The organism is Bacillus sp. GM2 (assembly GCF_056155945.1).
In genome coordinates this window covers 2,552,710-2,576,519 of record NZ_JBRKSZ010000007.1, presented here as the reverse complement: position 1 = coordinate 2,576,519, position 23,810 = coordinate 2,552,710, and the positions used below count along the sequence as shown (strand labels likewise).

The following is a 23,810-nucleotide window of genomic DNA, read 5'->3' as shown; positions in this document are numbered from 1 at the left end:
ATATAAGGGGGAGTTTCAAAAAATGGAAAAATACATTTTGTCTCTTGATCAAGGCACCACAAGCACAAGGGCGATTGTTTTCAACAAAGCAGGCGAAATCGTCCATATTGCGCAAAAAGAATTTCAGCAATATTTTCCAAACCCCGGCTGGGTTGAACATAATGCAAATGAAATCTGGGGCTCCGTTCTGTCGGTGATCGCTTCTGCGCTTTCAGAATCGGGGATCGAAGCCGGACAAATTGCCGGAATCGGGATCACAAACCAGCGGGAAACAACCGTTGTTTGGGATAAACATACCGGCAAACCGGTCTACAATGCGATTGTGTGGCAGTCCCGCCAATCGGCGGAAATATGTCAGGAATTGAGAGAACAAGGCTATGAAGAGACAATCAGAGAAAAAACAGGCCTTTTAATCGATCCTTATTTCTCAGGCACGAAGGTGAAATGGATTTTGGATCATGTGGAAGGGGCAAGGGAGAAAGCTGAAAACGGCGACCTTCTCTTCGGTACGATCGATTCTTGGCTGATCTGGAAAATGTCCGGCGGAAAAGCGCATGTGACAGATTATTCAAATGCCTCAAGAACACTGATGTTCAACATCTATGACCTCAAATGGGATGATGAACTTCTCGATATTCTCGGCGTGCCGAAATCGATGCTTCCAGAAGTCAAGCCTTCATCGCATGTATACGCTGAAACGGTCGATTATCATTTCTTCGGCAAAAACATTCCGATTGCAGGTGCAGCCGGCGACCAGCAGGCAGCATTGTTCGGGCAGGCTTGCTTTGAAGAGGGAATGGTTAAGAACACGTATGGAACAGGCTGCTTTATGCTGATGAACACCGGCGAGAAAGCGATCAAATCAGAGCACGGCCTGCTGACGACAATCGCCTGGGGCATCGATGGAAAGGTGGAATATGCGCTGGAAGGCAGCGTCTTCGTCGCAGGTTCCGCTATTCAATGGCTGCGAGATGGGCTGAGAATGTTTAAAGACGCCAAGGAAAGTGAAAAATACGCTGTAAGAGCAGAATCTGCCGATGGTGTTTATGTGGTTCCTGCATTTGTAGGTTTAGGCACGCCTTATTGGGACAGCGATGTCCGCGGCGCTGTATTCGGACTGACCCGGGGTACGACGAAAGAGCATTTTGTTAGAGCAACGCTTGAAGCGCTTGCCTATCAAACGAAAGACGTGCTTGACGCAATGATGGAAGACTCCGGGATCTCGGTGAAAACGCTGAGAGTCGACGGCGGAGCTGTCAAAAACAACTTCCTGATGGATTTTCAGGGCGACATTTTGGATGTCCCTGTAGAACGTCCTGAAATCAACGAAACAACCGCGCTCGGTTCAGCCTATTTAGCGGGTCTTGCTGTCGGCTTCTGGAGTGATCGTTCCGAGATCAAAGACCAGTGGCAGCTTGACAAACGTTTTGAACCGAAAATGGAAGAAAAAGAGCGCGAGAGTCTGTACAGCGGGTGGAAGAAAGCTGTAAATGCAGCTAGGGCTTTTAAATAAGCCGCATGTATGTTACAATCTAATTAAGTTAATAGAAACGGTTGGAGAAGAGGAGAGACCGCAGGCACCAAAGCAGTATCAGCGCTTTGGATGTTTGTGGTCTCTTTTTCTATTTTTTTACCGTGACAACAAGGGAGGACATGAACATGGAATCATTATTTTCAAGCCGTAAACGGGACGATATTTTACAGAATATGACGAAGCAGAAGTATGACGTGTTTATTATCGGCGGAGGTATTACAGGTGCAGGGACGGCATTGGACGCCGCTTCGCGCGGAATGAAAACGGCGCTTTGCGAAATGCAGGACTTTGCGGCCGGAACGTCAAGCCGCTCCACGAAACTCGTCCACGGCGGACTTCGCTATTTAAAGCAATTTGAAGTGAAAATGGTAGCTGAGGTCGGCAAAGAGCGGGCGATCGTCTATGAAAACGGGCCGCATGTGACAACGCCCGAATGGATGCTGCTTCCGATGCATAAGGGAGGCACTTTCGGCAAATTCAGCACGTCAATCGGACTGAGAGTGTACGACTTTTTAGCAGGCGTCAAAAAAGCTGAGCGGAGGAGCATGCTGAATGCCGAAGAAACTCTTCAAAAAGAGCCGCTCGTGAAAAAGAACGGCCTGAAAGGCGGCGGCTATTATGTCGAATACCGGACGGATGACGCCAGGCTGACGATCGAAGTCATGAAAGAAGCGGTTAAATTCGGAGCCGAGGCTGTCAATTATGCGAAAGTAAGCGATTTTATTTATGAAAACGGCAAGGTCACCGGCGTGGTCATTGAAGACGTCTTCACGAAAAAAACATACCGCGTCCACGCGAAAAAAATCGTCAATGCCGCAGGTCCGTGGGTTGACCGTCTGCGGGAAAAAGACCATTCAAAAGAAGGCAAACACCTTCAGCATACAAAAGGCGTGCATCTTGTTTTTGATCAATCGGTCTTTCCTTTAAAACAAGCCGTTTATTTTGACACGCCCGACGGCCGTATGGTGTTCGCGATTCCGAGAGACGGAAAGGCATATGTCGGCACAACGGACACCGTCTACAACGAGGATCTGGAACACCCTCGAATGACGACTGCAGACAGGGATTATGTCATTAATGCCATCAACTATATGTTCCCTGAACTGGGAATCAAGGCCGAAGATGTCGAATCAAGCTGGGCTGGGCTCAGACCGCTGATTCATGAAGAAGGAAAAGACCCGTCCGAGATTTCCCGGAAAGATGAGATCTGGACTTCTGAATCCGGACTGATCACAATTGCCGGCGGAAAGCTGACCGGCTACAGAAAAATGGCTGAGCATATCGTTGATCTTGTCAGAGACCGATTAAAAGAAGAGGGCGGCAGAGACTTCGGTCCTTGCAGAACAAAAACGATGCCGATCTCAGGCGGCCATATCGGCGGCTCCAAAAATCTCGAGGATTTTATTCGAGCGAAAGCAGCCGAAGGGATCAAGGCTGGACTGTCCGAAGAGACGGCCAGACAGATCGCCGCACGATACGGTTCGAACGCAGACCGCCTGTTTGATCGTGTTCCATCTCTAAAAGATGAAGCAGCAGAACGCCGCATTCCTGTCCATGTACTGGCAGAAATGGATTACGGGATCGAGGAAGAAATGGCTGCCGTCCCGGCAGACTTCTTCGTGCGCAGAACGGGTGCGCTGTTCTTTGACATCAATTGGGTCCGCACTTACAAAGACAGCCTTACGGACTACATGAGCGAGAAGCTGAACTGGGATGGCGAAACGAAGGCCCGGCATGTCCAGGTCTTGGAAGGACTTCTTCACGACGCTGTTGTCCCGCTGGAAAGCAGATGATTGATCGGGTTAAATGACCTTGATGAAATTTCGTTAAAAATCAACCGAATGGCCTAACGTGAGGCTGTCTTGATCAGGCAGCCTCATTTTTGTCGTTCGGCATGCTAAATTTGGACAAAGCGGCTGTTTGTCGATATGATAAAAGAAAAGCTGCAATTACTTAGCTGGAATATTGGAGGTAATCATGAGCTGGAGAACGAGCTATGAACGCTGGAAAAACAAAGAAAACTTAGATTCCGAATTAAAATCGCTTCTTCTGGAAGCTGAAGGAAATGAAAAAGAATTAGAGGATTGCTTTTATAAAAAACTTGAGTTTGGTACAGCCGGCATGCGCGGAGAGATCGGACCCGGTCCGAACCGCATGAACGTTTATACGGTTCGCAAAGCATCGGCGGGCCTTGCCGCATACATAGGAGCGAACGGCGAAGAAGCAAAAAAGCGCGGCGTTGTGATTGCGTACGATTCCCGCCACAAATCGCCTGAATTTGCAATGGAAGCTGCTAAAACGCTCGCGGAAAACGGCGTTCAAACGTACGTGTTTGACGAACTGCGCCCGACACCTGAACTTTCCTTTGCGGTAAGAGAACTGAATGCGTTTGCAGGTATTGTTATCACGGCGAGCCATAACCCGCCTGAATACAACGGCTATAAAGTCTACGGAGAGGACGGCGCGCAGCTTCCGCCTGCTGATGCCGACAAACTCATCGGCTATGTCAATGCGATTGAAAACGAACTTGAGATTGAAGCCGGTGATGAAGCTGCATTAACCGAAAAAGGCTTGATCAAAATAATCGGCGAGGAAATCGATCAAGCGTATCTCGATAAACTGACATCGATTTCTGTCAACCCTGATCTGGCAAAGGAAACTGAAGTCAAAGTCATTTTCACCCCGCTGCACGGCACGGCAAACAAATCCGTGAGACGCGGCTTGAAAGCTCTCGGGTATGAACATGTCACAGTCGTTCCGGAACAGGAACTGCCTGATCCTGACTTTTCGACCGTGTCTTCTCCTAATCCGGAAGAGCACGCCGCTTTTGAATATGCGATCAGGCTCGGAGAAGAAAAAGGAGCCGATATTCTGATCGGAACCGATCCCGACGCGGACCGCCTCGGCGTCGCTGTAAAGGATCAAGAAGGCCGTTACGCGGTGCTGACAGGAAATCAAACCGGCGCGCTGCTTTTGCATTATCTGCTATCGCAAAAACAGCAGAAAGGCACGCTGCCTGATAACGGAGTCGTTCTAAAAACGATTGTGACGAGCGAAATGGGGCGCGACATTGCCGCTTCTTTCGGACTTGACACGATCGACACGCTGACCGGCTTTAAATTCATCGGAGAAAAAATCAAACAATTTGAAGCATCGGGCGAATATGCTTTCCAATTCGGTTATGAGGAGAGCTACGGTTACTTGATCGGCGATTTCGCAAGAGACAAGGATGCCGTCCAGGCCGCACTGCTTGCGGTTGAGGTATGCGCCTTCTATAAAAAGCAGGGAAAATCGCTGTATGATGGGCTCCTCGAATTGTATCAAACGTTCGGCTTCTATAGAGAAGGCTTGAAGTCCCTGACCTTAAAAGGAAAAGAGGGAGCGGAGCAAATCGCGGCCATCCTCAGCACATTCAGAGAACAGCCGCCTCTTTCCATCGCTGGAAAAGACGTTGTATCCGCAGAAGACTATTTGACAGGGAAGCGGACGCTGCTGAAGGAAAACAAAACAGAAACGATCGATCTTCCGACATCCAATGTTTTGAAATATTTCCTTGAAGACGGCTCATGGTTCTGCCTCCGTCCATCAGGAACAGAGCCCAAAGTGAAATTTTATTTCGCGGTCAAAGGCCGAACCAATGAAGACAGTGAAGCGCTTCTCCATCAATTGACAGATGAAGTGATGAAAAAAATCGATGATATTGTAAAAGCGACTTCAAATTGATAATCGCTGAAAACCCGCCTTGCTACATGGCGGGTTTTCAATTTTTATTGATAAGCGGCCATAAATAATGTAATATATATTTAACAATAAGTTAGATATAAATTGCATATGAAAGGGGAAAATGGCTGACATGAAATGGATCAAAACCGGGGATGAATACGTAGAAAAGAAAATGACGCAATTTTTTAGCGAAGCCGGTACGATTGTCGCTGCTATCTTATTTTTGGATATGATCATCCGGGGCCTCATTTTAGGGAGACCGGCATCCGAATACATCGTCAGTGCCATCGGTTTTGCAGTCTATGCAGGCTGGATATTGTTCCGCTATCTTTTGTCGGGGTTTGAATATCCGGAGATTGCAGGTCAAGCGGCGTACAGGAAAAAAAGAAAAGAGATCACGGCTCTCAGCCTCGCTTCCGGCATCATATTTGCCATTTTAGTGCTTATTTTTACCGGCATACCAAAACACCCCGGCAGTTGGTTTGACTTTATTATGATGGTGATGTTGTTTGTATTTTTTCATTTTCTGATCAACTTTATCTCGTTGCGCAAATCCTTTCGGAAAAATCAAGATCTATTAGATGATTAATTGAAAACGGCGGGTGAGCATATGGTTAACCGGGTCAAACTCGCCCGGGTCGAAAAGTCTTTGACACAAGCCCAGCTTGCCGAGCGGGTCAATGTGACAAGACAGACGATCGGGCTGATCGAAAAAAATAAATACAATCCGACATTGCACCTATGCATCGCGATCGCAAAGGCGCTGGACAAAACGCTTGACGATTTGTTTTGGGAGGAAGAAGCTTAACGATTCGCTTTGTCCCTTCTCGGTCAAAAGTCTTAGAAAAGTTCATCTCATGAGGTGGCCTTTTTTTTAGCAAATATCGATATAATAAAAGAAACTCCGGGTTAAGGGGATGAATCTTTTGCGGGAAGACACGCAGTTTGAAAAATTGAAAACGCTCAAAGAAATAGCGGAAGCTTTAAACGAAGGGAACCATCTAAAAGAAACGCTTCATGCTGTTTTAAAAAAGCTGCTCCGCTTAACAGGACTCAAAACGGCGTGGCTTTTTCTGATCGATGAAAAGGGGCGCTTTGAACTGGCCGCTTCGGTCTGCCTGCCTCAGGCGCTTTCTTACCGGCACAACCGTTTATTATGCGAAGGAAGCTGCTACTGTCTTGAACAATATAGGGACGGAAAGCTGGACAGGGCGAAAAATATCATTCACTGCCGGCGAATTACGACGGCCATGAGACAGAAGACCGGAGATCCGGAAGGCATCACACATCATGCAACTGTCCCACTCAGCGACCAGAAGAAACGGTTCGGTTTACTGAACGTTGCGGCTCCGGGCAAAATTCATTTCAGCCGCGGAGAACTGGCGCTTCTCGAAGCTGTAGCTCTGCAAATCGGAATGGCGATCAAACGGATGCGGCTTGCTGAACAACAGCAAAAACACATGCTGCTGACCGAAAGAAACAGATTGGCTCAGGACTTGCATGATTCCGTCAATCAAATGCTTTTTTCGCTTAGCTTGACCGCTAAAGCGGCGGGTGAAATGACAGACCAGCCTGAGGTCAGGGAAATGCTCGAGTTTATGCAACATCTTTCTCATGAAGCGCTGCTTGAGATGCGGGCGTTAATTTGGCAGCTCAGGCCCCAGGGCCTTGAAGAAGGGTTGGCGGCTGCTCTTGAAAAATATGCGGAAGTGCTCGGCCTTCAGGTGATCTTCAAGCTCAGCGGTGTGCTCCGGCTGCCGCCTCCTGCTGAGGAATTGATGTGGCGGCTGAGCCAGGAAGCTCTCAACAATTGCAAAAAGCATGCCGGTGCAAGCCGCATACAAGTGAAAATCGATGTATTCCAGTCCTCTGCCGTCTTGGAAATCGAAGATGACGGCAAAGGGTTTCAGTACGATCCTGACGCGGGGCTTCCGACGCTTGGGCTGAAAGGAATGAAGGAGCGGACGAAAAAAGCGGGCGGCACGTTTTTGATCAACTCCGCAATCGGTAAGGGGACGAAAATCCGGGCGGTTTTGCCTTTGAAGGAGAAGGGGGAGGCAGGATGGAAAAGGTGAAAATCATCATTGCCGATGATCATCATATTGTCAGAAAAGGCCTCTTGTTTTTTTTCAAAACAAAAAGCGATTTTGACGTTGTCGGAGAGGCTTCAACAGGAATTGAGGCGCTCGATGTCTTGCGAAGACGTGAGGCAGACATCGTATTAATGGATTTATCAATGCCTGAAATGGACGGAATTGAGGCGACAAAGCGAATAAAAAAGGAATATCCGTCAGTCAAAATCATAGCGCTGACAAGCTATGCGGATGAAAGCTATGTGATTCCCGCCATCCAGGCGGGAGCCTCTGCCTATCAGCTCAAAGACGCCGAGCCTGATGAACTTGTCGAGACGATACGCGCTGTTTATGGAGGGAGATATTCCTTGGATCCAAGCATCATGTCCCACGTCTTTCACCATGTGTCACAGGCTGATGAGAAAGAAAAAATACATCAATTTACAAATAGAGAAAAAGATGTTTTATTGGAAATTACAAAAGGGAAAAGCAACAAGGAAATTGCCGCATCTTTATTTATCAGCGAAAAAACAGTGAAAACTCATGTATCCAATCTGCTGTCAAAGCTTGGCTTATCCGATCGCACGCAAGCCGCGCTCTTTGCAGTTAAACACGGACTACAACAAAATGATGGGAGATGATCAAATGAAAATAACCGTAGTCAGCGGAACCGCTAGAAAACAGGGCAGAACGCGGATTGCCGCTTCCTATATCGCCCGCACGTATCAGGCGGAGCTTATCGATTTAAGCGAGTTCATCCTACCGATTTTCAACGGGGATGAAGAGCAGAGCTCGCTGGAGAATGTTCAAAAACTGAAAACTTCTGTCAAAGAAGCAGACGCTGTCGTTTTATTATCTCCCGAATACCACAGCGGTATGAGCGGCGCTTTGAAAAATGCGCTCGATTTTTTAAGCAATGAACAGTTCTCGGGCAAACCGGTTGCGCTTTTTGCTTGTGCAGGAGGCGGAAAAGGCGGGATGAACGCGCTCGCCAATATGCGCATTGTCGCGCGCGGAGTTTATGCGAACGTCATCACAAAGCAGCTTGTGCTCGATCCGATTCATATTGATGAGGAACACCAAACGGTTACTGAAGCAGCAAAAGCCAATATCAAAAATGTAATGGAAGAGCTTCTGCTCTTTGCCGAATTTCAAAAAGCCTGACGCCGATTAGAGCGCCAGGCTTATTTTATTTTACGTAAAAACAAGCACGCCGTTTTCATGTTCTTGTCCCGAAAATGAGGCGTGATCAATGTACTGCAGCAGATCATAAAGCCTTTTTTCGACAATGGCGTCATCTCTTTCAAAATTGTAGGCGTGCAAAAAATGTTCGATCCGCTTTGATAATAAATCGTCTTCTGTCCGCACCATCAGGATCAGCAGATTGTCCCACTGCGAGCGGTGCGTATAGTACAAAGCTTTGTCATAATCAGCGTAATTCAATTTCGCCACTCTCCCTTCTTTCTGAGGAGTCATGATTATTTTATGTGGCGGGATGTTTTTTTCTCCGGGCAAAACTTGGTCTCCCTTGTTTGGCGGCCTAGAAATATGAGGATGGTATACGCTAGACCGCGAAAAATGTCTGCATGACATTCGCCGTTTCCGGTCAAGCTAACGTATGTACAATACATGCGGAGCGAATGGAAATGAAAAAACGATATTGCACGTACTTTTTTTGCATACTAACGCTTTTATCATTCCCGGCGAAAAGCCACTTTCAAGCAGGTGTTTCCGATACGCCTGAACGGTGGGAGAGAATCGCCTGGAGTGCGCTTGAAGAAAAATACGAAGGCGCAAAGTTCGAGGATTATGAATATTTAGGGCGCACTCAAGTCAATGATGACGAGACAAAGGATGTCTTCAGGGTAACCGTCAATCAGAAAGGCAAATCATTTTCGGCGCACGCCGAGGTGTATTTTCACCCGGTGACCAATGCGATCATCAATGTGAATATTTTTACCTTATAGCAAAAAAAACGAAGGAAGCCGCTTCCTTCGTTAACTCAATAATTTACGTATATGGTCCTGATTAACGATAATATCCTGCAGAGTGTATTGATCCAATACGTCCAAATAGGCGGAAAGGGCTTTGTTTAAAACATGCTTTAATCCGCAGATCGGAGAAAGTATACAATGGTTTTTTTCTCCGTTAAAACACTCGACAAGGTTAAAATCATCTTCTGTATGTCTTATGACTTCACCGATATTAATCAGTTCAGGCGCTTTTCCGAGACGAATCCCGCCGTTGCGGCCCCGAATCGTTTCAACGTAGCCAAGCTTGCCAAGCTCGTAAATCACCTTCATAAGGTGGTTTTTTGAAATGGAATAAGAATCGGCGATGTCTTTAATATTGACAAGCTCGTTTGAGTTTTTGGTTGCTAGAAAAATCAGTACCCTCAATGAGTAATCCGTATAATTTGTTAATTTCATCGCATGACCTCAATCAAACAAGTTTCCATTATCTTATCACATTTGCCTTCGGTTATGAGGGTGGAGCGGAAATTGTTACAAAAATATAAAACATTCCTTGAAAATATTGCTTTAATTCCATTAAAAGTCTAGTATAAAGATGTATCTAAAATACATCTTTAATCAAAAGTAACAGTCCCATTTAAAAAAGATCTTATTGCACCTTTAAAGATGTATTTCAAATACATTTTTAAAGTGACTGGAGAGGAGAAAGCGTTATGCTATCTGAAAAAAACATGCAAATTGTCAAATCGACCGCCCCTGTTTTAAAAGAAAAGGGAACAGAGATCACCACTTGTTTTTACAAGCGGATGTTTAATGCGCACCCTGAACTGAAAAATATCTTCAACATGTCCCGCCAGCAAACCGGCGGACAGCCGAAAGCTTTGGCTTTCACTGTTTTGCAGGCGGCTGAGAACATCGACCGGCTCGGAGACCTGCTGCCGGTTGTCAAACAAATCGGGCATAAACACAAAAGTTTGCATGTGAAACCAGAGCACTATCCTATTGTCGGTCAGCACCTTTTGGAAGCAATTGAAATTGTGCTCGGCGAAGCTGCGACAGAGGACATTCTCCAGGCATGGGCAGAAGCCTATGAAGAGATCGCCCGCGTATTTATTGAAGTCGAAAAACAAATGTATGAAGAAGACAAAAAGCAGGATGGAAACTGGGAAGGATTTAAACCGTTTGTCATCATGGATAAGCGGGTCGAATCCGCTACGATTGCTTCCTTTTATTTGAAGCCTGCCGATGGAACGGATTTGCCCGCTTTCAGTCCCGGACAGTACGTATCTGTCCGCATTAAAATTCCCGGTGAACCGTATTTCTTAACAAGGCAGTACAGCTTGTCAGATGCCTGGAATAAAGACTACTACCGCATTTCAGTCAAATTGGAAGCGGAGGAAGGGCAGCCGATCGGAAGGGTATCAAGCTATCTGCATGAGAACATGGAAATCGGGGGCAGCTTGGAAGTGAGCGCTCCGGCCGGAGATTTCACCCTTTCCGAAGGAACGGATCATCCGGTTTACTTCATCAGCGCCGGATCAGGCATCACGCCTGTCATGAGCATGGTGCAAACATTGGCTCAAAAAGAAAGCAGCCGCGAGATCACATTCGTGCACGCTGCGAAATCTGAACAGCATCACGCTTTCAAGGAAGAAACGGAGAAGCTGCTCGGCGACAATCCGGCGAACCGTCTCCTGTTTGTCTACAGCAGGGATGCTGGAGCGACGGAAGATCATATTGTAAAAGGCCGGGTGAATGAAGAGCTTTTGGAATCGATCGTGAAAGATCCAAATAGCGAATTTTATGTATGCGGTCCGCTTTCATTTATGAAAAGCGTGATTGAAGGATTGCAAAATCTTGGCGTTTCGATGGAAAACATCCGCTATGAGAGCTTTGCTTCATCCCTTGACATGCAAATAGCGAACTAGCCAAAGAGGCAGCTGTCAAACCGACAGCTGCCTTTCATCTTTTCAAAACCCGGCTCATACAATAAAGAGAAGTCCAACCGGGGGGGATTTGAGTATTGAGCATACGGGAACAAAAAGAGCTGCAGCGGGCGATAGCAGAAATTACGGAGATCGCGGAAGGATTCGGCCTGGATTTTTATCCGATGAGATATGAAATTTGTCCGGCTGAAATCATTTATACATTCGGCGCATACGGGATGCCGACAAGATACAGCCATTGGAGTTTCGGCAAGCAATTTCACAAAATGAAGCTTCACTATGACTTTGGCTTGAGCAAAATATATGAGCTTGTCATTAATTCAAATCCGTGTTACGCGTTTTTGCTGGACAGCAATTCATTGATTCAAAATAAGCTGATTGTCGCACACGTCCTGGCTCATTGTGATTTCTTTAAAAATAACTGCCGTTTCCAAAATACGAAGCGCGATATGGTTGAAAGCATGTCGGCGACAGCAGAGCGGATTAAACATTATGAGACGGTTCACGGTTCAAAAGAAGTCGAAGCATTTCTCGATGCGGTGCTGGCGATTGAAGAACACATTGACCCTTCGCTCGTGAGGCCGAAGCTGTCGTGGAGCATAGATGATGAAGAAGAAGAAGAAACAGACGCGCCGCCCACTCCTTATGACGACCTCTGGGAACTGGATCACAAAGGATCGAAAGAGAAGAAGAAAAGGACGAAAAAAAAGTTTCCGCCGAAGCCGGAAAAAGATATTCTGCTGTTCATTGAAGAACATTCGCGGGAGCTGGAGCCTTGGCAGCGCGACATCTTAACGATGATGAGAGAGGAAATGCTGTATTTCTGGCCGCAGCTTGAAACGAAAATCATGAATGAAGGATGGGCGTCCTACTGGCATCAGCGGATCATCCGCGAGCTTGAGCTGACATCAAGTGAAGCGATCGAATTCGCCAAGCTCAACGCGGGAGTGGTTCAGCCGTCCAAAACGGGCATCAATCCATATTATCTCGGATTGAAAATATTTGAGGACATAGAGGAGCGCTACAACAACCCGACAGAAGATATGAAGAAGATGGGTGTAAAGCCGAACTCGGGGAGAGAAAAAATATTTGAAGTCAGGGAGATCGAATCAGACATTTCATTTATCAGAAACTATTTAACGAAAGATCTCGTGATGAGGGAAGATCTCTACTTGTTTCAAAAACAGGGAAGGGATTATAAAATCGTTGACAAGGATTGGGAGGCTGTGCGCGATCAGCTTGTCAGCATGAGAGTCAACGGAGGATTTCCTTATTTGACAGTTGAGGACGGAGATTACTTAAAGAACAATGAATTATACATTAAGCATTGGTATGAAGGGATCGAACTCGATTTAAAGTATCTTGAAAAAGTTCTGCCTTACCTTCACCAGCTATGGGGAAGAAGCGTGCATGTCGAAACCGTGCTCGAAGATAAGCCCGTCATGTTTTCCTATGATGGAAAGGCTGTCCATCGCAGATATTTATAAAAAGTTTCAGGCTGCATTCGGGCAGCCTTTTTTATTTTAAAGCGCAACGACGACCGTCACTATGCCAAATAAAAGAACGTTTGTCCAGTTTTATAAGTTAATCATAAAAATGTAAAATAAAGTATTTAATACTCTTTCTAAAATTGTAATTTTGGCTGCTGGAAAGTGCGAAAATGTAGTATTTAAGTTACCTTTGAAATGTAAATGAAATATTATCTACCCTTAAAAACTTTTTTTAAAAACGAATAATTAAGGAATTTGACATAGTAAGTCAAGACTATACCTGATGGAATTCCCTCCTTATAATAGAAACAGAGGAAGGGCTGAAGCAGCCGTTCTCAAAAAAATGAAACTGCTAATTTTCGCCTTTGAAAATATAAAATATTCTGCTATTGGGAGGACAACATGAAAAAACAAGTAATAACAGCAGCATCAGCGGTTGTTTTAGGATCGACTTTATTTGCGGGAGCGGCTTCCGCGCAAACTATAACTGTGAAAAAAGGGGATACGTTATGGGGATTTTCGAAGAAGTACGGCACAAGTGTCAGCAAGATTAAACAGGAAAACAAGCTGAAATCCGATATCATTTACATAGGTCAGAGGCTGTCGATCAATGGAAGCAGCTCTTCGTCTGCAAAAGCGTCGCAAGCTTCATCAGCTACGCATAAAGTGGTCAAAGGAGACAGCCTTTGGAAAATTTCTCGGACATACGGCATGACCGTCAATGAACTGAAATCTCTGAATGGTTTAAAAACAGATTTAATCCGGATCGGACAAGTATTAAAAGTTAAAGGGACGAAAAGCGTAAAAGCTGCATCAACGACAAAGCCTTCTGCATCAAGCGGGACAAGCAAGGCGCCTGCGCAAACCTCTTCAGCGCTGAATACGTCAAAACTTGTTTCAGATGCAAAAGCCCTTATCGGAACGCCTTATAAATGGGGCGGAACATCTGCATCAGGATTTGACTGCAGCGGGTTTGTCTGGTACATCCTCAACAAACAGACAAATGTGGCGAGAACGAACACAGCCGGATACTGGAATTCGATGAAGAGCGTATCAAGCCCCGCAGTAGGTGATTTCGTATTCTTCACGACATATCAGCCGGGACCTTCGCATATGGGGGTTTACATCGGAAACAATCAATTCGTTCATGCCGGTTCTGACGGCGTAACGATCAGCGATATGACAAACAGCTATTGGAAGCCCCGCTATCTTGGAGCAAAACGCTTCTAATGTTGCAGGGACAAGCCCGTTCATCATGGTGAACGGGTTTTTTCCCGTTTAGAAACGGAACTCGGCTAAAAACGCCAAAAAGTGTTCGACCTTCTCATTATCTTTCAGACTAATCGCATATCCCCCTGCAACAGGAAGCTTCATGAAATCGCACGGCACCTCTATTAATCTTCCTTCCATCAGCTCGCGGCGCACAGTCGACAGCGGCAAAAATGATATACCGAGTCCTTCTGAAATAAATCGTTTCGTAATATGCGTCTGGCTTACGAGCATTGTTCTGACAAACGGAAATTTGATCCTCAGCTGCCTGACGAGGTCGTCCCAGTATTCGGGGTGATTATGGGTCAACAGCAAATATTCTTCAAGCAAATCTTCGACATCGAGCGGCGGCGCTTGTTCTGAATTGCGGCCCTCATGAGGGGCAACCAAAATCACGGGATCGCTGTACATGGAATAGCAGTTCAGGTTTGACGATTGCACGTTTAAGCAGCTTAATCCGATATCTGCATGGCCGGCTGAAATCAGGGGAGCGATTTCAGCTGATTCGGCGATCTTTACTTTGATCTCCGAATTCGGATGCAGCGCTGTGTATTTTTTTAATACAAATGGGAGAATCGTATCGGCGATAAGCGGTGAAACCGCTAGATTCAATGTCTGCGAATAGCCTTGTCTGATTCTGTGAAGCTCTGCCATGCTCGATTCATAGTCTTCCAGCAGGCGAAGGGCGAAAGGAAGGTAAGCGCGCCCTTCTTTCGTTAAATGAATGCTTCTTCCTTTGCGGGTGAACAGCTGGCACCCGAGTTCTTCCTCAAGCAGTTTAATTTGGACGGTGACGGTCGGCTGAGAAATAAATAAGGTTTCCGCCGTCTTTCTGAAATTTTCGTATTTTGCGGCAGTAACAAAGGTATGAAGCCATTTAAAATCCATTGCAGTCCTCCTGATTAATTTTGTTAATCAAAGACATCAATATAATTCAATATTTTTTAAATATTATATCAACTATAATGATATTTACAAAGGAAAAAGGAGGAATTGATATGGTTTATCATGGATTAAAAGGGATTACTTGTGTTGAAACAGCCATCAGCCGCATTGACGGTGAAGAGGGAAAGCTGATCTACAGAGGGTACAATGCTGATGAACTGGCGCTTACATCCACATTTGAAGAAGTCGCTTATCTCATACTCAACGGGGCATTTCCGACGGAGGCGGAACTCAGTCAATTCAATGAGATGCTCGCTTCATTCCGTGTGCTGCCAGAAGCATGCGAGCGATTGATCCGCAGCCTTCCTGCCGAATTAGACGATATGGCGGTTCTTCGCACGGCCGTCTCTTCATTCGGGGACAAATCGTTTGCGTTCAAGCCGACAATGGAGCAGGCTCTCAGACTGATTGCAGCCGCCCCGTCGATTATCGCGTTCAGAAAAAGGCTGACTGATGGAAAAGAGCCTGTTCAGCCGCTGGATGAGCTTGGCTTTGTGGAACATTATTTTTACATGCTGAAAGGAAAGCGCCCGACAGAAGCTCAGAAAAAAGCGCTCGAAACGTACATGATTCTTGCGATGGAACACGGCATGAACGCTTCAACTTTTTCGGCAAGAGTTACGGTGTCTACGGAATCCGATCTTGTTTCTGCCGTCACATCTGCACTTGGCACGATGAAAGGACCTTTGCACGGCGGAGCGCCGTCTGCGGTGACTGATATGCTGGAAGGCATCGGGGAAAAACAGCACGCAGAAAGCTATATAAGAGAAAAGCTTGAAAAAGGCGAGAGACTGATGGGATTTGGACACCGCGTCTATAAAACGCATGATCCGAGAGCGAAGGCTTTAAGGGTGAAAGCTGAGGAAATTGCCGGGGGCGACCGGGATATCGACCTTGCTCTTCATGTTGAAAATACGGCGATCCGCCTTTTGGAAGAATACAAACCGGGGCGCAAGCTTTATACGAATGTCGAATTTTACGCAGCGGCTGTCATGAAGGCGATCGATTTTGATGCCGCATTGTTTACCCCTACTTTTTCGGCAGCGAGAATGGTCGGCTGGTGCGCCCATGTGCTGGAGCAGGCTGATAACAACATGATTTTCAGGCCGTCGGCTAAATATATCGGAGAATTGGTTTCTCAGTAATGCGGACACACGCCTTCTCAGCGAAGCGCGTGTTTTTTAATAGATTTTTGAATGTTTAAGTAGGGAATTATGCCGGTGTTCTTGAATGTATTCATCAAGAAAATCCTTTAAGGGGGAGACGATGAAAAAAGGATTCCTGATGTTGATCATGCTGTTTTTTCTAGGTGCATGCTCGGAAGGCCGGGATTTTGATGCTGAACATGAAGCGGCGGCCGCAAAAGAAGGCGGAAGCGGCGCCGAAGTTATCGCAGAGCGCTTGGATGTGCCTTGGACGATCGCTCACACTGGCGAGATTTTTTACGTGACCGAAAGAAACGGGGGAATCGTGTCCATTGCTGACGGCAAAAAGGAGCGCATGCAGCTTCAGCTGAAAAAGCCCGTTCATCAAGAAGGGGAAGGCGGGCTGCTCGGATTTGTACTTCATCCTGATTTCAAAAACAATCAGGAGGCATACGTTTACCATACATACAAAGACGGGGGCCATCTGAAAAACCGGATCGTAAAATTGACGCTTGACCGTCTCACTTGGACGGAAACGGAGGAGCTGCTTGCCGATTTGCCCGGAGGCGTGATTCATAACGGCGGCCGGATGGCGATCGGGCCCGATCAAAAGTTGTACATCACGACAGGTGATGCGGGGGAAAGGGAATGGGCCCAGCAGCCTGAAAAGCTGGCGGGGGTGATTTTAAGGATGGACCTTGATGGTGCGATCCCTGCTGATCAGCCTTTTCGCTCGTCTTATGTATACAGCTTTGGACACCGGAATCCGCAAGGCCTCGCATGGATCGGCCGGCAGTTTTACAGCTCCGAACACGGGCAGTCTGGACATGATGAAGTGAACAAAATAGAACCCGGAGCCAATTATGGCTGGCCGGTGATTGAAGGAAGCGATAAGAAGCGGGGAATGAAAGCGCCGCTCATCCATTCGGGAGAAGAAACGTGGGCCCCATCCGGTTTAGCGCAGAAAGGGGATATCCTCTATATGGCCGGGCTGCGGAGTGAGGGCGTTTTCCGGATCGATCCGGCGGAAGCCAAAGCGGTCAAATGGCTTGGCGGATACGGCAGAATCAGGGATGTAAAAGTAATCGGAGATGATCTGTATTTCATTACGAACAATGGCGACGGAAGAGGCGAAAAAAAACAGACAGACGGATGGACAGAAAGCGCAAAAACAAGAAAAACAACCCGGGGCTGAGCACAAGATGGTGCCCCTTCCGCTCTCGGAAGACCGCGACTACAAAGGAAGCGGCAAATTAAAAGGAAAAACCGCCATTATCACCGGAGGAGACAGCGGAATCGGCAGAGCGGCCGCCATTGCATACGCCAAAGAAGGTGCCGACATTGCCGTCATGTACTTGGACGAACACAAGGATGCCGAGGAAACGAAAGAACGAATCGAACAAGAAGGCGCAAAATGCCTCTTGATTCCCGGAGATGTCGGGGATGAAGCACATTGCAAAACATCTGTCGAAAAAGCGGTGAATCACTTTGGCGGGCTCGACATTCTCGTGAACAATGCTGCCGAACAGCATCCGCAAAAAGGGATCGAAGATATTTCGACCGAACAGCTTGAACAAACGTTCAGAACGAATATTTTCTCCATGTTTCACATGACAAAAGCCGCGCTCCCGCATTTAGGGGAAGGCAGCGCGATTATCAATACCGCATCGATCACAGCTTATGAGGGCAGTCCGGCGCTGATTGACTATTCGAGCACAAAGGGTGCGATTGTCGCGTTTACCCGTTCGATGGCTGCATCCCTTGTCAAAAAAGGAATACGCGTCAACGCGGTAGCGCCGGGGCCCATTTGGACGCCGCTCATTCCGGCTACTTTTTCGCCGGAAAAAACGGAAAAACACGGTACAAATACGCCGATGGGAAGGCCCGGACAGCCTTCTGAACACGCTGCGGTGTATGTTCTGCTCGCTTCAGACGATTCCTCTTATATGACAGGACAGACGATCCACATCAACGGCGGAAGATATGTGACGACATAATTTCAACCGGCTGCTATTGTAAGGCAGCCGGTTTTTTCTGTTTGTTTTTTCGGAAAAAAAAAATTTGAAAGATCACTTTCAAAAAAGCTGCCCTGTAAGAGATAATAGAAGCAGAAAGAGAAAGGATGTGTATGAATGAGCGATCGCAGAATGACAGCAAAATGGGCATCCAAACTTGGATTTGTTCTCGCGGCAGCGGGATCCGCCATCGGCCTGGGGGCGATTTGGAAGTTTCCCTATGTGGCGGGAACGAGCGGAGGAGGCGCATTTTTCCTTGTCTTTGTCCTATTTACGATACTGCTGGGATACCCCCTGCTTTTGGGGGAATTTATATTAGGCCGAAAAAGCCAATCGGATGCTATCGGCACCTATCAAAAAATAGCGCCGGGGACGCCTTGGGTGATCACAGGCTGGATCGGAATCGCCGCCTGCTTCCTTGTCCTGTCGTTTTACAGTGTGATCGGCGGCTGGATTTTGCTTTATATCATCAAAGCAGTAACCGGTTCATTGTCGGGTCTCACACAGGCCGGATACGGGGAGCTATTCGGGTCGATCATCCAAGATCCGCTGCAGACACTGGCAGCGCAGCTTGTGTTTATCATCATGACGATCCTCGTCGTGGCGAAGGGTGTGCAAAAAGGAATCGAGCGCGTCAGTTCGATTATGATGCCGCTATTATTTATTTTATTTATTGCGCTCGTTTTAAGGGCTCTGACGCTTGAGCATGCGATCGACGGCGTGCGTTTTCTGTTTGTGCCCGATTTTGGCAGCCTGACGCCGCAGGCGATTCTTTTTGCGCTCGGACAAGCTTTCTTTACGCTGACGCTTGGCGTATCTGTGATGGTAACGTACAGCTCCTATTTGTCAAAGTCACAAAACCTTCCGAAGTCGGCGGTCTCGATCGTGATCATGAACCTTACCGTCACGCTGCTTGCCGGCCTGGCGATTTTTCCGGCCGTCTTTTCATTCGGGCTTCAGCCCGATCAGGGGCCGACTTTATTATTTGCGGTTCTGCCGGCAGTTTTTGACCGGCTTCCATTCGGGATGCTGTTTTTTATCGGGTTTTTGACGGCCTTTTTATTTGCCGCGCTGACTTCGGCTTTTTCGATGATCGAGATCATTGTTGCCGCAATCACAAAAGGCGATCAAACGAAAAGGGGGAAATGGACGTGGGCGATCGGCCTTTTGATTTTTGCCGTCGGCATTCCTTCCTGCTTGTCTTACGGAGTGCTCGATGAGCCGTTCATTTTTAAGAAGACGTTTTTTGATGCGGCGGATTATGTCGTCAGCAATATTTTGATGCCGCTTGGAGCGCTTTTTATTTCGATTTTTATTCCGCTGAAATTGTCCAAACACGATCTATATGAAGAAATGAAAAGCGGATCAAAAGCGGGGAAAGGCTTTTTTATCGTGTGGTTTTATCTTCTCCGTTTCCTTGTTCCGCTTGCAATTGTACTTGTCTTTTTAAATTTAATCGGAGTGTTTTCATTTTAAAAGATCAGGAGATGGGTGAATATGGTGTTAGACTTTCAACAGATGTTTCCGAGCGAGGATGGCAATCATGAGGCGCGGTATCAGCTGCTGGCATTGCTTGAAGCGGTATTGGCCGGAATGGACAGGCTGAAGGATCCCGCCCGGATGACGCTTGGCCGCGAGTCTGAAGTTTCCTCTGACTACTATCAAAGCGTCATTGAAGAGGCCGCCTTGCCGGAAAAAGGCTTCGGGGCGGAAAAAAGCGTCGAAGAGCTATTGAAATTGCTTGACGGCCACCGTTTTTTAAACAGGCATTATGTGGCCAACGCGACGCCTTTGCCGAACAACGCCAGCATCGCCGGGAATCTTTTAATGGTTCTTTTAAACGGAAACAATTTATGGGATGTAGACGGCACGGCTGCAGCAAGGACGGAAGTGCAGATCACGGCGATGCTTTCAGACATTGTCGGTTATGACAGGCACAAGAGCGGCGGTTTTACCACATGGGGCGGGCAGGGAGCTGTTTTTCAGTCGCTCAGGCTGGCGATCGCAAGCGCGTATCCTGAAGCGAATCAGCAAGGAACACCGCATCACCTGTACGCATTCTGTTCAGAGCTTTCGCATTTCAGTCTTTACAAATCGCTGGAAGCTTCCGGAATCGGGACGGACCATTTGATCAAGGTCAAGACGAATCGCGATCATTCGATGGATCTGACCGATTTGCGGGAAAAAATGCAAGCCGTGATTGAAAAAGGCGGACATCCGATATATGTTTTGGCAACGCTTGGCACAACTGACTCATTTGGCATCGATGATTTGGCCGGAATCAAAAAAGTGACTGAGGAAATAGAGGCCGCCTACGGTTTGCCTCCTGTCTATATTCATGCCGATACGGCGATGGGCGGGATGTACGGTTTTTTTAACGGATACGATTTCACCGGAAACCCGCTTCATCTTGAAGATGAGGTGCTTGAGACGCTTGCCCGCTACAAAAAACATTTTCAGCATTTGCACCTGGCGGACAGCTTGGTCTTTGATTTTCATAAACTTGGACAAACGCCGTATATCACAAGCCTTTTCTTGGTGAAAAACCGTGAGGCACTGAAAGCCGTTGATTTGGATCCGGATGAGACGCCTTATGTCGGTAACAGGGGGTTTGGCAGCTATCATACGAGCTATACGCTAGAGTGTTCGCGAATGGGAAGCAGCATACCGATTTATGCTTCTCTGCTCGCATTCGGAATCGAAGGCTACCAGGAGATCTTGGCCAATTACATCAGAGTTAACCTGGCGTTTCGAAAAAAACTTCTGCAGGCTTTTCCGAATGCAGCCGTCACCAATGATGTATCACCTGTAACGACATTCCGCTTCTATCCGGGAAATGTCCGCTACCATGAAGAAATCAGCGGCGCCATCACGGAGGAAGAAGTGCGGAATATTAACAAATTCAATGAAAAAATCGCCGAAACATTGGGAAGGTACCGCAGTTACACCTATTTTGGCAGCACGAAAAAGCAAACATACGTTTATCCTGCTGACAGCCGTTTGCCGGTGCCGCTTTATGTCCAGAAATTCTACAGTGTCTCACCTTACACGACAGTTGATACAATTGACCATTATATCGCCTTTTTAAAAGCGCATGTTGAACCGTCCGATGTAGCAGCCGGATAAAAATTTGAAAATGAAGTCGCATATCATGCATATCATAAAAAAGTTCAGTTGTTATGTGAGTTTCCTTAAATCGAATGCCAATGTAAAGTCGATCAGCGTGGAAACGTGTGTCGAAAAAGATGGCAAGATTCACGGTGACAGAATGCCGCTGAATTGGTCGTTGAAACGGTGCAAGCTGATGCAAGAACTGTTTGCGGACGGTATTTACGGGCCAAAAACAAAGGCGAAAATTGAAGCTTTATTGAAGTAATCAAAAAGGCCCTTTCTTGTGTAAAGGGCCACATTTTTTTCGCTTCATTAAGAGCACCATTTCTGCGTTGAATTAAAAAAGAAGGCGCCAGTTGTGGCGCCCTCTAAAAAACATTTATATTTATTCTAATCCTGAATATGGATTTTCAACGTTTCCTTCCAATTCCTCAATAGTTTCCTCTATAAGCTCTCTAACTTCTTCACTAGGGTTTTCTTTAATCATTTCCTGTAATGCTTTAAAGCTTTCTGGAAGTCCCAAATAAGCTATTATTGATGTAGCATTGTCTATTAGATCATAAGAATTTGCATCCAAGATATTTTTTATTAAAATATCTATTTTATGTTTAATTTTGTCGTCCAGAATTTTATAAGTATGCCATTGTCTTTCTGAAAGTTGGTAAATTGCTTCTGATAATTCAATATAACTGACACTATCTTTTGCACTTTCATAAATATCAACAATCTGATTGAAATACTTCTCTAATGTATCTTCAGGTAAAGAATCGGGTAATTCATCAAACTTAGAAAAATCCATGTTCGTTTCACTCTCCTACAACTGGAATGTGGGTTATGTTACTCGGTTTTTTATGGAGTTTACCATCTTGTCCTAGAAGTTTTTTTTGTATTTTTATTTGGGCAGTCCACATATTTCCGGAATTACTGTCCGGAAATTTCTCTTTTGCGTTTAAATCCGGTGAATGCCACTTGACTTCTACTTTTTTTCCATCAATTTCAAAGTTGTATTTGTATCCTTTTTTTATAGTTTCACTTGCTTTAAAATTGTTTGGTGTACCCTTTGGTATCATGGATTCTAAATCATTAACGGAAATCTTTCCATTCTTGAGCTTGCTAGTCGCAAAACTCAGATCAAAATCTTTAACTTTGTCTTTTCCCTCAGAAGATTTTTTGGGCGTTTCCTTTGCTGATTTAGAAGGGTTTTGCTCAACTTTTCCAACATCCTTAGCTGCTTTCGATCCTTTATCTACCTTCGCAACTTTCTTTCCCGCTTCTTCACCTTTAAATAACTTGAAGCCGCGCTTTCCGTACTTAAATGCCTTTCCGAAAGGGGTGACATTCAATGCGGCCATCAAACGGTCACCATTACCTTTAACGATTTCACCTGTCGCAAGGTCGTATCCAAACGCTGCTCTTACTGCATCATACACACCTGTAAATTCCATCGCCGTATCGAAATATTTAGCAAAGTCGCTTTTTTCCACATTCTCTGGAAGGGTGTAGGCGGGTTCTATCTTAACGATTGTATCCCCATCTATGTATGCCCGGTAAAGCGTATCGTTAAATACTCTATAATCTTTTTTTAGTTCATTCAATTCCTCTTGAGTGTACTCTTTTTTGGAAACCTTTTGTGTCGCCAATTTTTTTAATCGATCTGGATCGGCGAGAGTGTTTACGTCAGCATCTTCTTTGTCTCCGACTTTTTTCAACATGGCACCCATCGCTGTTTCTTGATTTCCGCTCAGGTTATCCATATCATCCGGCTTTAAAATCGAACCTTTTTGGTAGCCGGTGATTTCAATTTTTGGTCCGGTATACATCTTTTCGAGCCTTGAAATGTATTTCTGCATCGTTTCTAGGTCGTTTTCAGCCGTTTTGAGGGCGTTTGTTTGCTCGCGGTCAAACGCATGCAGCTTTTCAAGAGTCGTGCTGATTTCCTTTAACGCTTTCTGATTCTGTTCATGAAAACCGCTGTCATTCAAATCCGGTAAATCTACGATATGGCTGACTTTTGCGATCGTCGCGTTGGTCTTAGAAACCAAATGTTTCGTTGTGCGATCGGCCGCATTTAAGCCATTCTCAAGTTCGTGTTCGAGAAAGGACTGTGAAATAAATCCGTTATGGTTTGGTTCCAGGGAATTCAGCGCGCTTTTTATTTTCTTCAGCGTGGAACTGTATTCCTCTATGAAAGTATCATAGAACCGCAAAAAAGGGGTGTGGCACTCCTCGTAAAAGGCGCGGATCGCGTCGCCGCCTTTTCCTTTTAAAGCATCATCAAGTGATGTGATGCCGTCAACGGCCTTTTTGACTTTGGCGATTTCGGCTGATTGGTGTTTTAATTGTTCCAGCGTTTGATCTAGTGCATTGTGCAACGCCTGAACATCCAGAGTCTTCATGGCACTCTCCTCTAATACTAAAGTTACAATCATTTTAGAGTTTACCACTTTATAGAAGGGAATTGGAGAATAAATCCTGTTTATCCATGAAAATGAATCAATCTGCATAGAACATTCGGACTAGATCTCAGCTTTTTTCGATTTGCTCCTTATAACCCCCATGAACAAAATGTAAATTAATACAATGATGA

Annotated in this window: 23 protein-coding genes; 18 read left to right on the top strand and 5 right to left on the bottom strand. The window is 46.1% G+C overall.

Going from position 1 to position 23,810, the window contains the following annotated elements; all coding sequences use genetic code 11:
• The first annotated feature begins 22 nt into the window (after nucleotides 1–22).
• From glpK to ACVC9U_RS14095, 8 genes are all read left to right on the top strand, one after another.
• Entirely contained in the window at nucleotides 23–1,513 is a 1,491-nt protein-coding gene (gene glpK / locus ACVC9U_RS14130) for a glycerol kinase GlpK (protein ID WP_075755452.1), read from the top strand.
• A 146-nt stretch (nucleotides 1,514–1,659) separates the two neighbouring features.
• Entirely contained in the window at nucleotides 1,660–3,327 is a 1,668-nt protein-coding gene (gene glpD / locus ACVC9U_RS14125; protein ID WP_023856505.1) for a glycerol-3-phosphate dehydrogenase, read from the top strand.
• 184 nt (nucleotides 3,328–3,511) lie between these two features.
• A complete protein-coding gene (locus ACVC9U_RS14120; RefSeq protein WP_075755454.1) occupies nucleotides 3,512–5,257 on the top strand; it encodes a phospho-sugar mutase in 1,746 nt (581 codons plus the stop codon).
• A 130-nt stretch (nucleotides 5,258–5,387) separates the two neighbouring features.
• Complete coding sequence (locus ACVC9U_RS14115) at nucleotides 5,388–5,846, top strand: DUF6773 family protein (protein WP_025811820.1); 459 nt, start codon at nucleotides 5,388–5,390, stop codon at nucleotides 5,844–5,846.
• Between the two features lie 21 nt (nucleotides 5,847–5,867).
• A complete protein-coding gene (locus tag ACVC9U_RS14110) occupies nucleotides 5,868–6,065 on the top strand; it encodes a helix-turn-helix transcriptional regulator (protein WP_025811818.1) in 198 nt (65 codons plus the stop codon).
• Between the two features lie 118 nt (nucleotides 6,066–6,183).
• Nucleotides 6,184–7,332 (top strand): GAF domain-containing sensor histidine kinase, encoded by a 1,149-nt coding sequence (locus ACVC9U_RS14105; protein WP_081379960.1) that lies wholly within the window; start codon nucleotides 6,184–6,186, stop codon nucleotides 7,330–7,332.
• Nucleotides 7,320–7,970 carry a response regulator transcription factor gene (locus tag ACVC9U_RS14100; protein WP_441391183.1) on the top strand — a complete coding sequence of 217 codons (651 nt, stop codon included), beginning with the start codon at nucleotides 7,320–7,322 and terminating at the stop codon, nucleotides 7,968–7,970. The genes ACVC9U_RS14105 and ACVC9U_RS14100 overlap by 13 nt, the downstream gene beginning before the upstream one ends.
• Before the next feature lie 4 nt (nucleotides 7,971–7,974).
• Complete coding sequence (locus ACVC9U_RS14095; protein WP_075755460.1) at nucleotides 7,975–8,493, top strand: NADPH-dependent FMN reductase; 519 nt, start codon at nucleotides 7,975–7,977, stop codon at nucleotides 8,491–8,493.
• A gap of 30 nt (nucleotides 8,494–8,523) precedes the next feature.
• Here ACVC9U_RS14095 and ACVC9U_RS14090 read toward each other — a convergent pair whose 3' ends face one another.
• The gene (locus ACVC9U_RS14090; protein ID WP_023856510.1) at nucleotides 8,524–8,772 is read right to left on the bottom strand and encodes a YhdB family protein; all 249 of its coding nucleotides are present in this window, start codon (nucleotides 8,770–8,772) and stop codon (nucleotides 8,524–8,526) included.
• A 197-nt stretch (nucleotides 8,773–8,969) separates the two neighbouring features.
• On the opposite strand from ACVC9U_RS14090, the gene ACVC9U_RS14085 reads away from it, so the two are divergent.
• The gene (locus tag ACVC9U_RS14085; RefSeq protein WP_370510588.1) at nucleotides 8,970–9,296 is read left to right on the top strand and encodes a YqzG/YhdC family protein; all 327 of its coding nucleotides are present in this window, start codon (nucleotides 8,970–8,972) and stop codon (nucleotides 9,294–9,296) included.
• Between the two features lie 30 nt (nucleotides 9,297–9,326).
• On the opposite strand, the gene nsrR is transcribed toward ACVC9U_RS14085, so the two are convergent.
• A complete protein-coding gene (gene nsrR, locus ACVC9U_RS14080; protein WP_059230655.1) occupies nucleotides 9,327–9,758 on the bottom strand; it encodes a nitric oxide-sensing transcriptional repressor NsrR in 432 nt (143 codons plus the stop codon).
• Nucleotides 9,759–10,015: 257 nt separating this feature from the next.
• On the opposite strand from nsrR, the gene hmpA reads away from it, so the two are divergent.
• From hmpA to ACVC9U_RS14065, 3 genes are all read left to right on the top strand, one after another.
• Nucleotides 10,016–11,230 (top strand): NO-inducible flavohemoprotein, encoded by a 1,215-nt coding sequence (gene hmpA, locus ACVC9U_RS14075; RefSeq protein WP_441391182.1) that lies wholly within the window; start codon nucleotides 10,016–10,018, stop codon nucleotides 11,228–11,230.
• A gap of 95 nt (nucleotides 11,231–11,325) precedes the next feature.
• Entirely contained in the window at nucleotides 11,326–12,735 is a 1,410-nt protein-coding gene (locus ACVC9U_RS14070) for a SpoVR family protein (RefSeq protein ID WP_075755466.1), read from the top strand.
• A gap of 405 nt (nucleotides 12,736–13,140) precedes the next feature.
• On the top strand, nucleotides 13,141–13,968 hold the full coding sequence (locus ACVC9U_RS14065; RefSeq protein ID WP_020450723.1) for a C40 family peptidase: 828 nt from the start codon (nucleotides 13,141–13,143) through the stop codon (nucleotides 13,966–13,968).
• A 48-nt stretch (nucleotides 13,969–14,016) separates the two neighbouring features.
• Here the strand turns inward: ACVC9U_RS14065 and ACVC9U_RS14060 are convergent, their stop codons facing one another.
• Nucleotides 14,017–14,895, bottom strand: a complete 879-nt coding sequence (locus ACVC9U_RS14060; protein ID WP_075755468.1) for a LysR family transcriptional regulator — start codon at nucleotides 14,893–14,895, stop codon at nucleotides 14,017–14,019.
• Nucleotides 14,896–15,005: 110 nt separating this feature from the next.
• On the opposite strand from ACVC9U_RS14060, the gene ACVC9U_RS14055 reads away from it, so the two are divergent.
• The 6 genes from ACVC9U_RS14055 (at nucleotide 15,006) to ACVC9U_RS14030 (ending at nucleotide 21,488) form a co-directional block, all read left to right on the top strand.
• A complete protein-coding gene (locus tag ACVC9U_RS14055; RefSeq protein WP_075755470.1) occupies nucleotides 15,006–16,097 on the top strand; it encodes a citrate synthase/methylcitrate synthase in 1,092 nt (363 codons plus the stop codon).
• 121 nt (nucleotides 16,098–16,218) lie between these two features.
• Nucleotides 16,219–17,292, top strand: coding sequence for a PQQ-dependent sugar dehydrogenase (locus tag ACVC9U_RS14050; protein ID WP_075755472.1), 1,074 nt, complete (start codon nucleotides 16,219–16,221; stop codon nucleotides 17,290–17,292).
• A complete protein-coding gene (locus tag ACVC9U_RS14045) occupies nucleotides 17,213–18,094 on the top strand; it encodes an SDR family oxidoreductase (protein WP_145699692.1) in 882 nt (293 codons plus the stop codon). The genes ACVC9U_RS14050 and ACVC9U_RS14045 overlap by 80 nt, the downstream gene beginning before the upstream one ends.
• Nucleotides 18,095–18,229: 135 nt before the next feature.
• Entirely contained in the window at nucleotides 18,230–19,588 is a 1,359-nt protein-coding gene (locus ACVC9U_RS14040) for a sodium-dependent transporter (protein ID WP_441391181.1), read from the top strand.
• A gap of 21 nt (nucleotides 19,589–19,609) precedes the next feature.
• Nucleotides 19,610–21,238, top strand: coding sequence for a pyridoxal phosphate-dependent decarboxylase family protein (locus ACVC9U_RS14035; protein WP_081379962.1), 1,629 nt, complete (start codon nucleotides 19,610–19,612; stop codon nucleotides 21,236–21,238).
• A 25-nt stretch (nucleotides 21,239–21,263) separates the two neighbouring features.
• Nucleotides 21,264–21,488: a hypothetical protein gene (locus ACVC9U_RS14030; RefSeq protein WP_370510589.1), complete on the top strand. Its 225-nt coding sequence runs from the start codon at nucleotides 21,264–21,266 to the stop codon at nucleotides 21,486–21,488.
• A gap of 120 nt (nucleotides 21,489–21,608) precedes the next feature.
• On the opposite strand, the gene ACVC9U_RS14025 is transcribed toward ACVC9U_RS14030, so the two are convergent.
• Together ACVC9U_RS14025 and ACVC9U_RS14020 are read right to left on the bottom strand one after the other, a co-directional pair.
• Complete coding sequence (locus ACVC9U_RS14025) at nucleotides 21,609–22,022, bottom strand: hypothetical protein (protein WP_075755480.1); 414 nt, start codon at nucleotides 22,020–22,022, stop codon at nucleotides 21,609–21,611.
• A gap of 7 nt (nucleotides 22,023–22,029) precedes the next feature.
• Entirely contained in the window at nucleotides 22,030–23,619 is a 1,590-nt protein-coding gene (locus ACVC9U_RS14020) for a ribonuclease YeeF family protein (RefSeq protein WP_342409928.1), read from the bottom strand.
• Nucleotides 23,620–23,810: the final 191 nt, after the last annotated feature.

Bases quoted from the DNA above. Each gene is read 5' to 3' on its own strand.
- ACVC9U_RS14050 (WP_075755472.1), top strand. From the start codon at position 16,219: ATGAAAAAAGGATTCCTGATGTTGATCATGCTGTTTTTTCTAGGTGCA.
- ACVC9U_RS14065 (WP_020450723.1), top strand. From the start codon at position 13,141: ATGAAAAAACAAGTAATAACAGCAGCATCAGCGGTTGTTTTAGGATCG.
- glpD (WP_023856505.1), top strand. From the start codon at position 1,660: ATGGAATCATTATTTTCAAGCCGTAAACGGGACGATATTTTACAGAAT.
- ACVC9U_RS14025 (WP_075755480.1), bottom strand. From the start codon at position 22,022: ATGGATTTTTCTAAGTTTGATGAATTACCCGATTCTTTACCTGAAGAT.
- ACVC9U_RS14045 (WP_145699692.1), top strand. From the start codon at position 17,213: ATGGCGACGGAAGAGGCGAAAAAAAACAGACAGACGGATGGACAGAAA.
- nsrR (WP_059230655.1), bottom strand. From the start codon at position 9,758: ATGAAATTAACAAATTATACGGATTACTCATTGAGGGTACTGATTTTT.
- ACVC9U_RS14110 (WP_025811818.1), top strand. From the start codon at position 5,868: ATGGTTAACCGGGTCAAACTCGCCCGGGTCGAAAAGTCTTTGACACAA.
- ACVC9U_RS14095 (WP_075755460.1), top strand. From the start codon at position 7,975: ATGAAAATAACCGTAGTCAGCGGAACCGCTAGAAAACAGGGCAGAACG.
- ACVC9U_RS14060 (WP_075755468.1), bottom strand. From the start codon at position 14,895: ATGGATTTTAAATGGCTTCATACCTTTGTTACTGCCGCAAAATACGAA.
- ACVC9U_RS14120 (WP_075755454.1), top strand. From the start codon at position 3,512: ATGAGCTGGAGAACGAGCTATGAACGCTGGAAAAACAAAGAAAACTTA.
- ACVC9U_RS14040 (WP_441391181.1), top strand. From the start codon at position 18,230: ATGAGCGATCGCAGAATGACAGCAAAATGGGCATCCAAACTTGGATTT.
- ACVC9U_RS14100 (WP_441391183.1), top strand. From the start codon at position 7,320: ATGGAAAAGGTGAAAATCATCATTGCCGATGATCATCATATTGTCAGA.
- ACVC9U_RS14115 (WP_025811820.1), top strand. From the start codon at position 5,388: ATGAAATGGATCAAAACCGGGGATGAATACGTAGAAAAGAAAATGACG.
- hmpA (WP_441391182.1), top strand. From the start codon at position 10,016: ATGCTATCTGAAAAAAACATGCAAATTGTCAAATCGACCGCCCCTGTT.
- ACVC9U_RS14055 (WP_075755470.1), top strand. From the start codon at position 15,006: ATGGTTTATCATGGATTAAAAGGGATTACTTGTGTTGAAACAGCCATC.
- ACVC9U_RS14085 (WP_370510588.1), top strand. From the start codon at position 8,970: ATGGAAATGAAAAAACGATATTGCACGTACTTTTTTTGCATACTAACG.
- ACVC9U_RS14035 (WP_081379962.1), top strand. From the start codon at position 19,610: ATGGTGTTAGACTTTCAACAGATGTTTCCGAGCGAGGATGGCAATCAT.
- ACVC9U_RS14020 (WP_342409928.1), bottom strand. From the start codon at position 23,619: ATGAAGACTCTGGATGTTCAGGCGTTGCACAATGCACTAGATCAAACG.
- ACVC9U_RS14030 (WP_370510589.1), top strand. From the start codon at position 21,264: ATGCATATCATAAAAAAGTTCAGTTGTTATGTGAGTTTCCTTAAATCG.
- glpK (WP_075755452.1), top strand. From the start codon at position 23: ATGGAAAAATACATTTTGTCTCTTGATCAAGGCACCACAAGCACAAGG.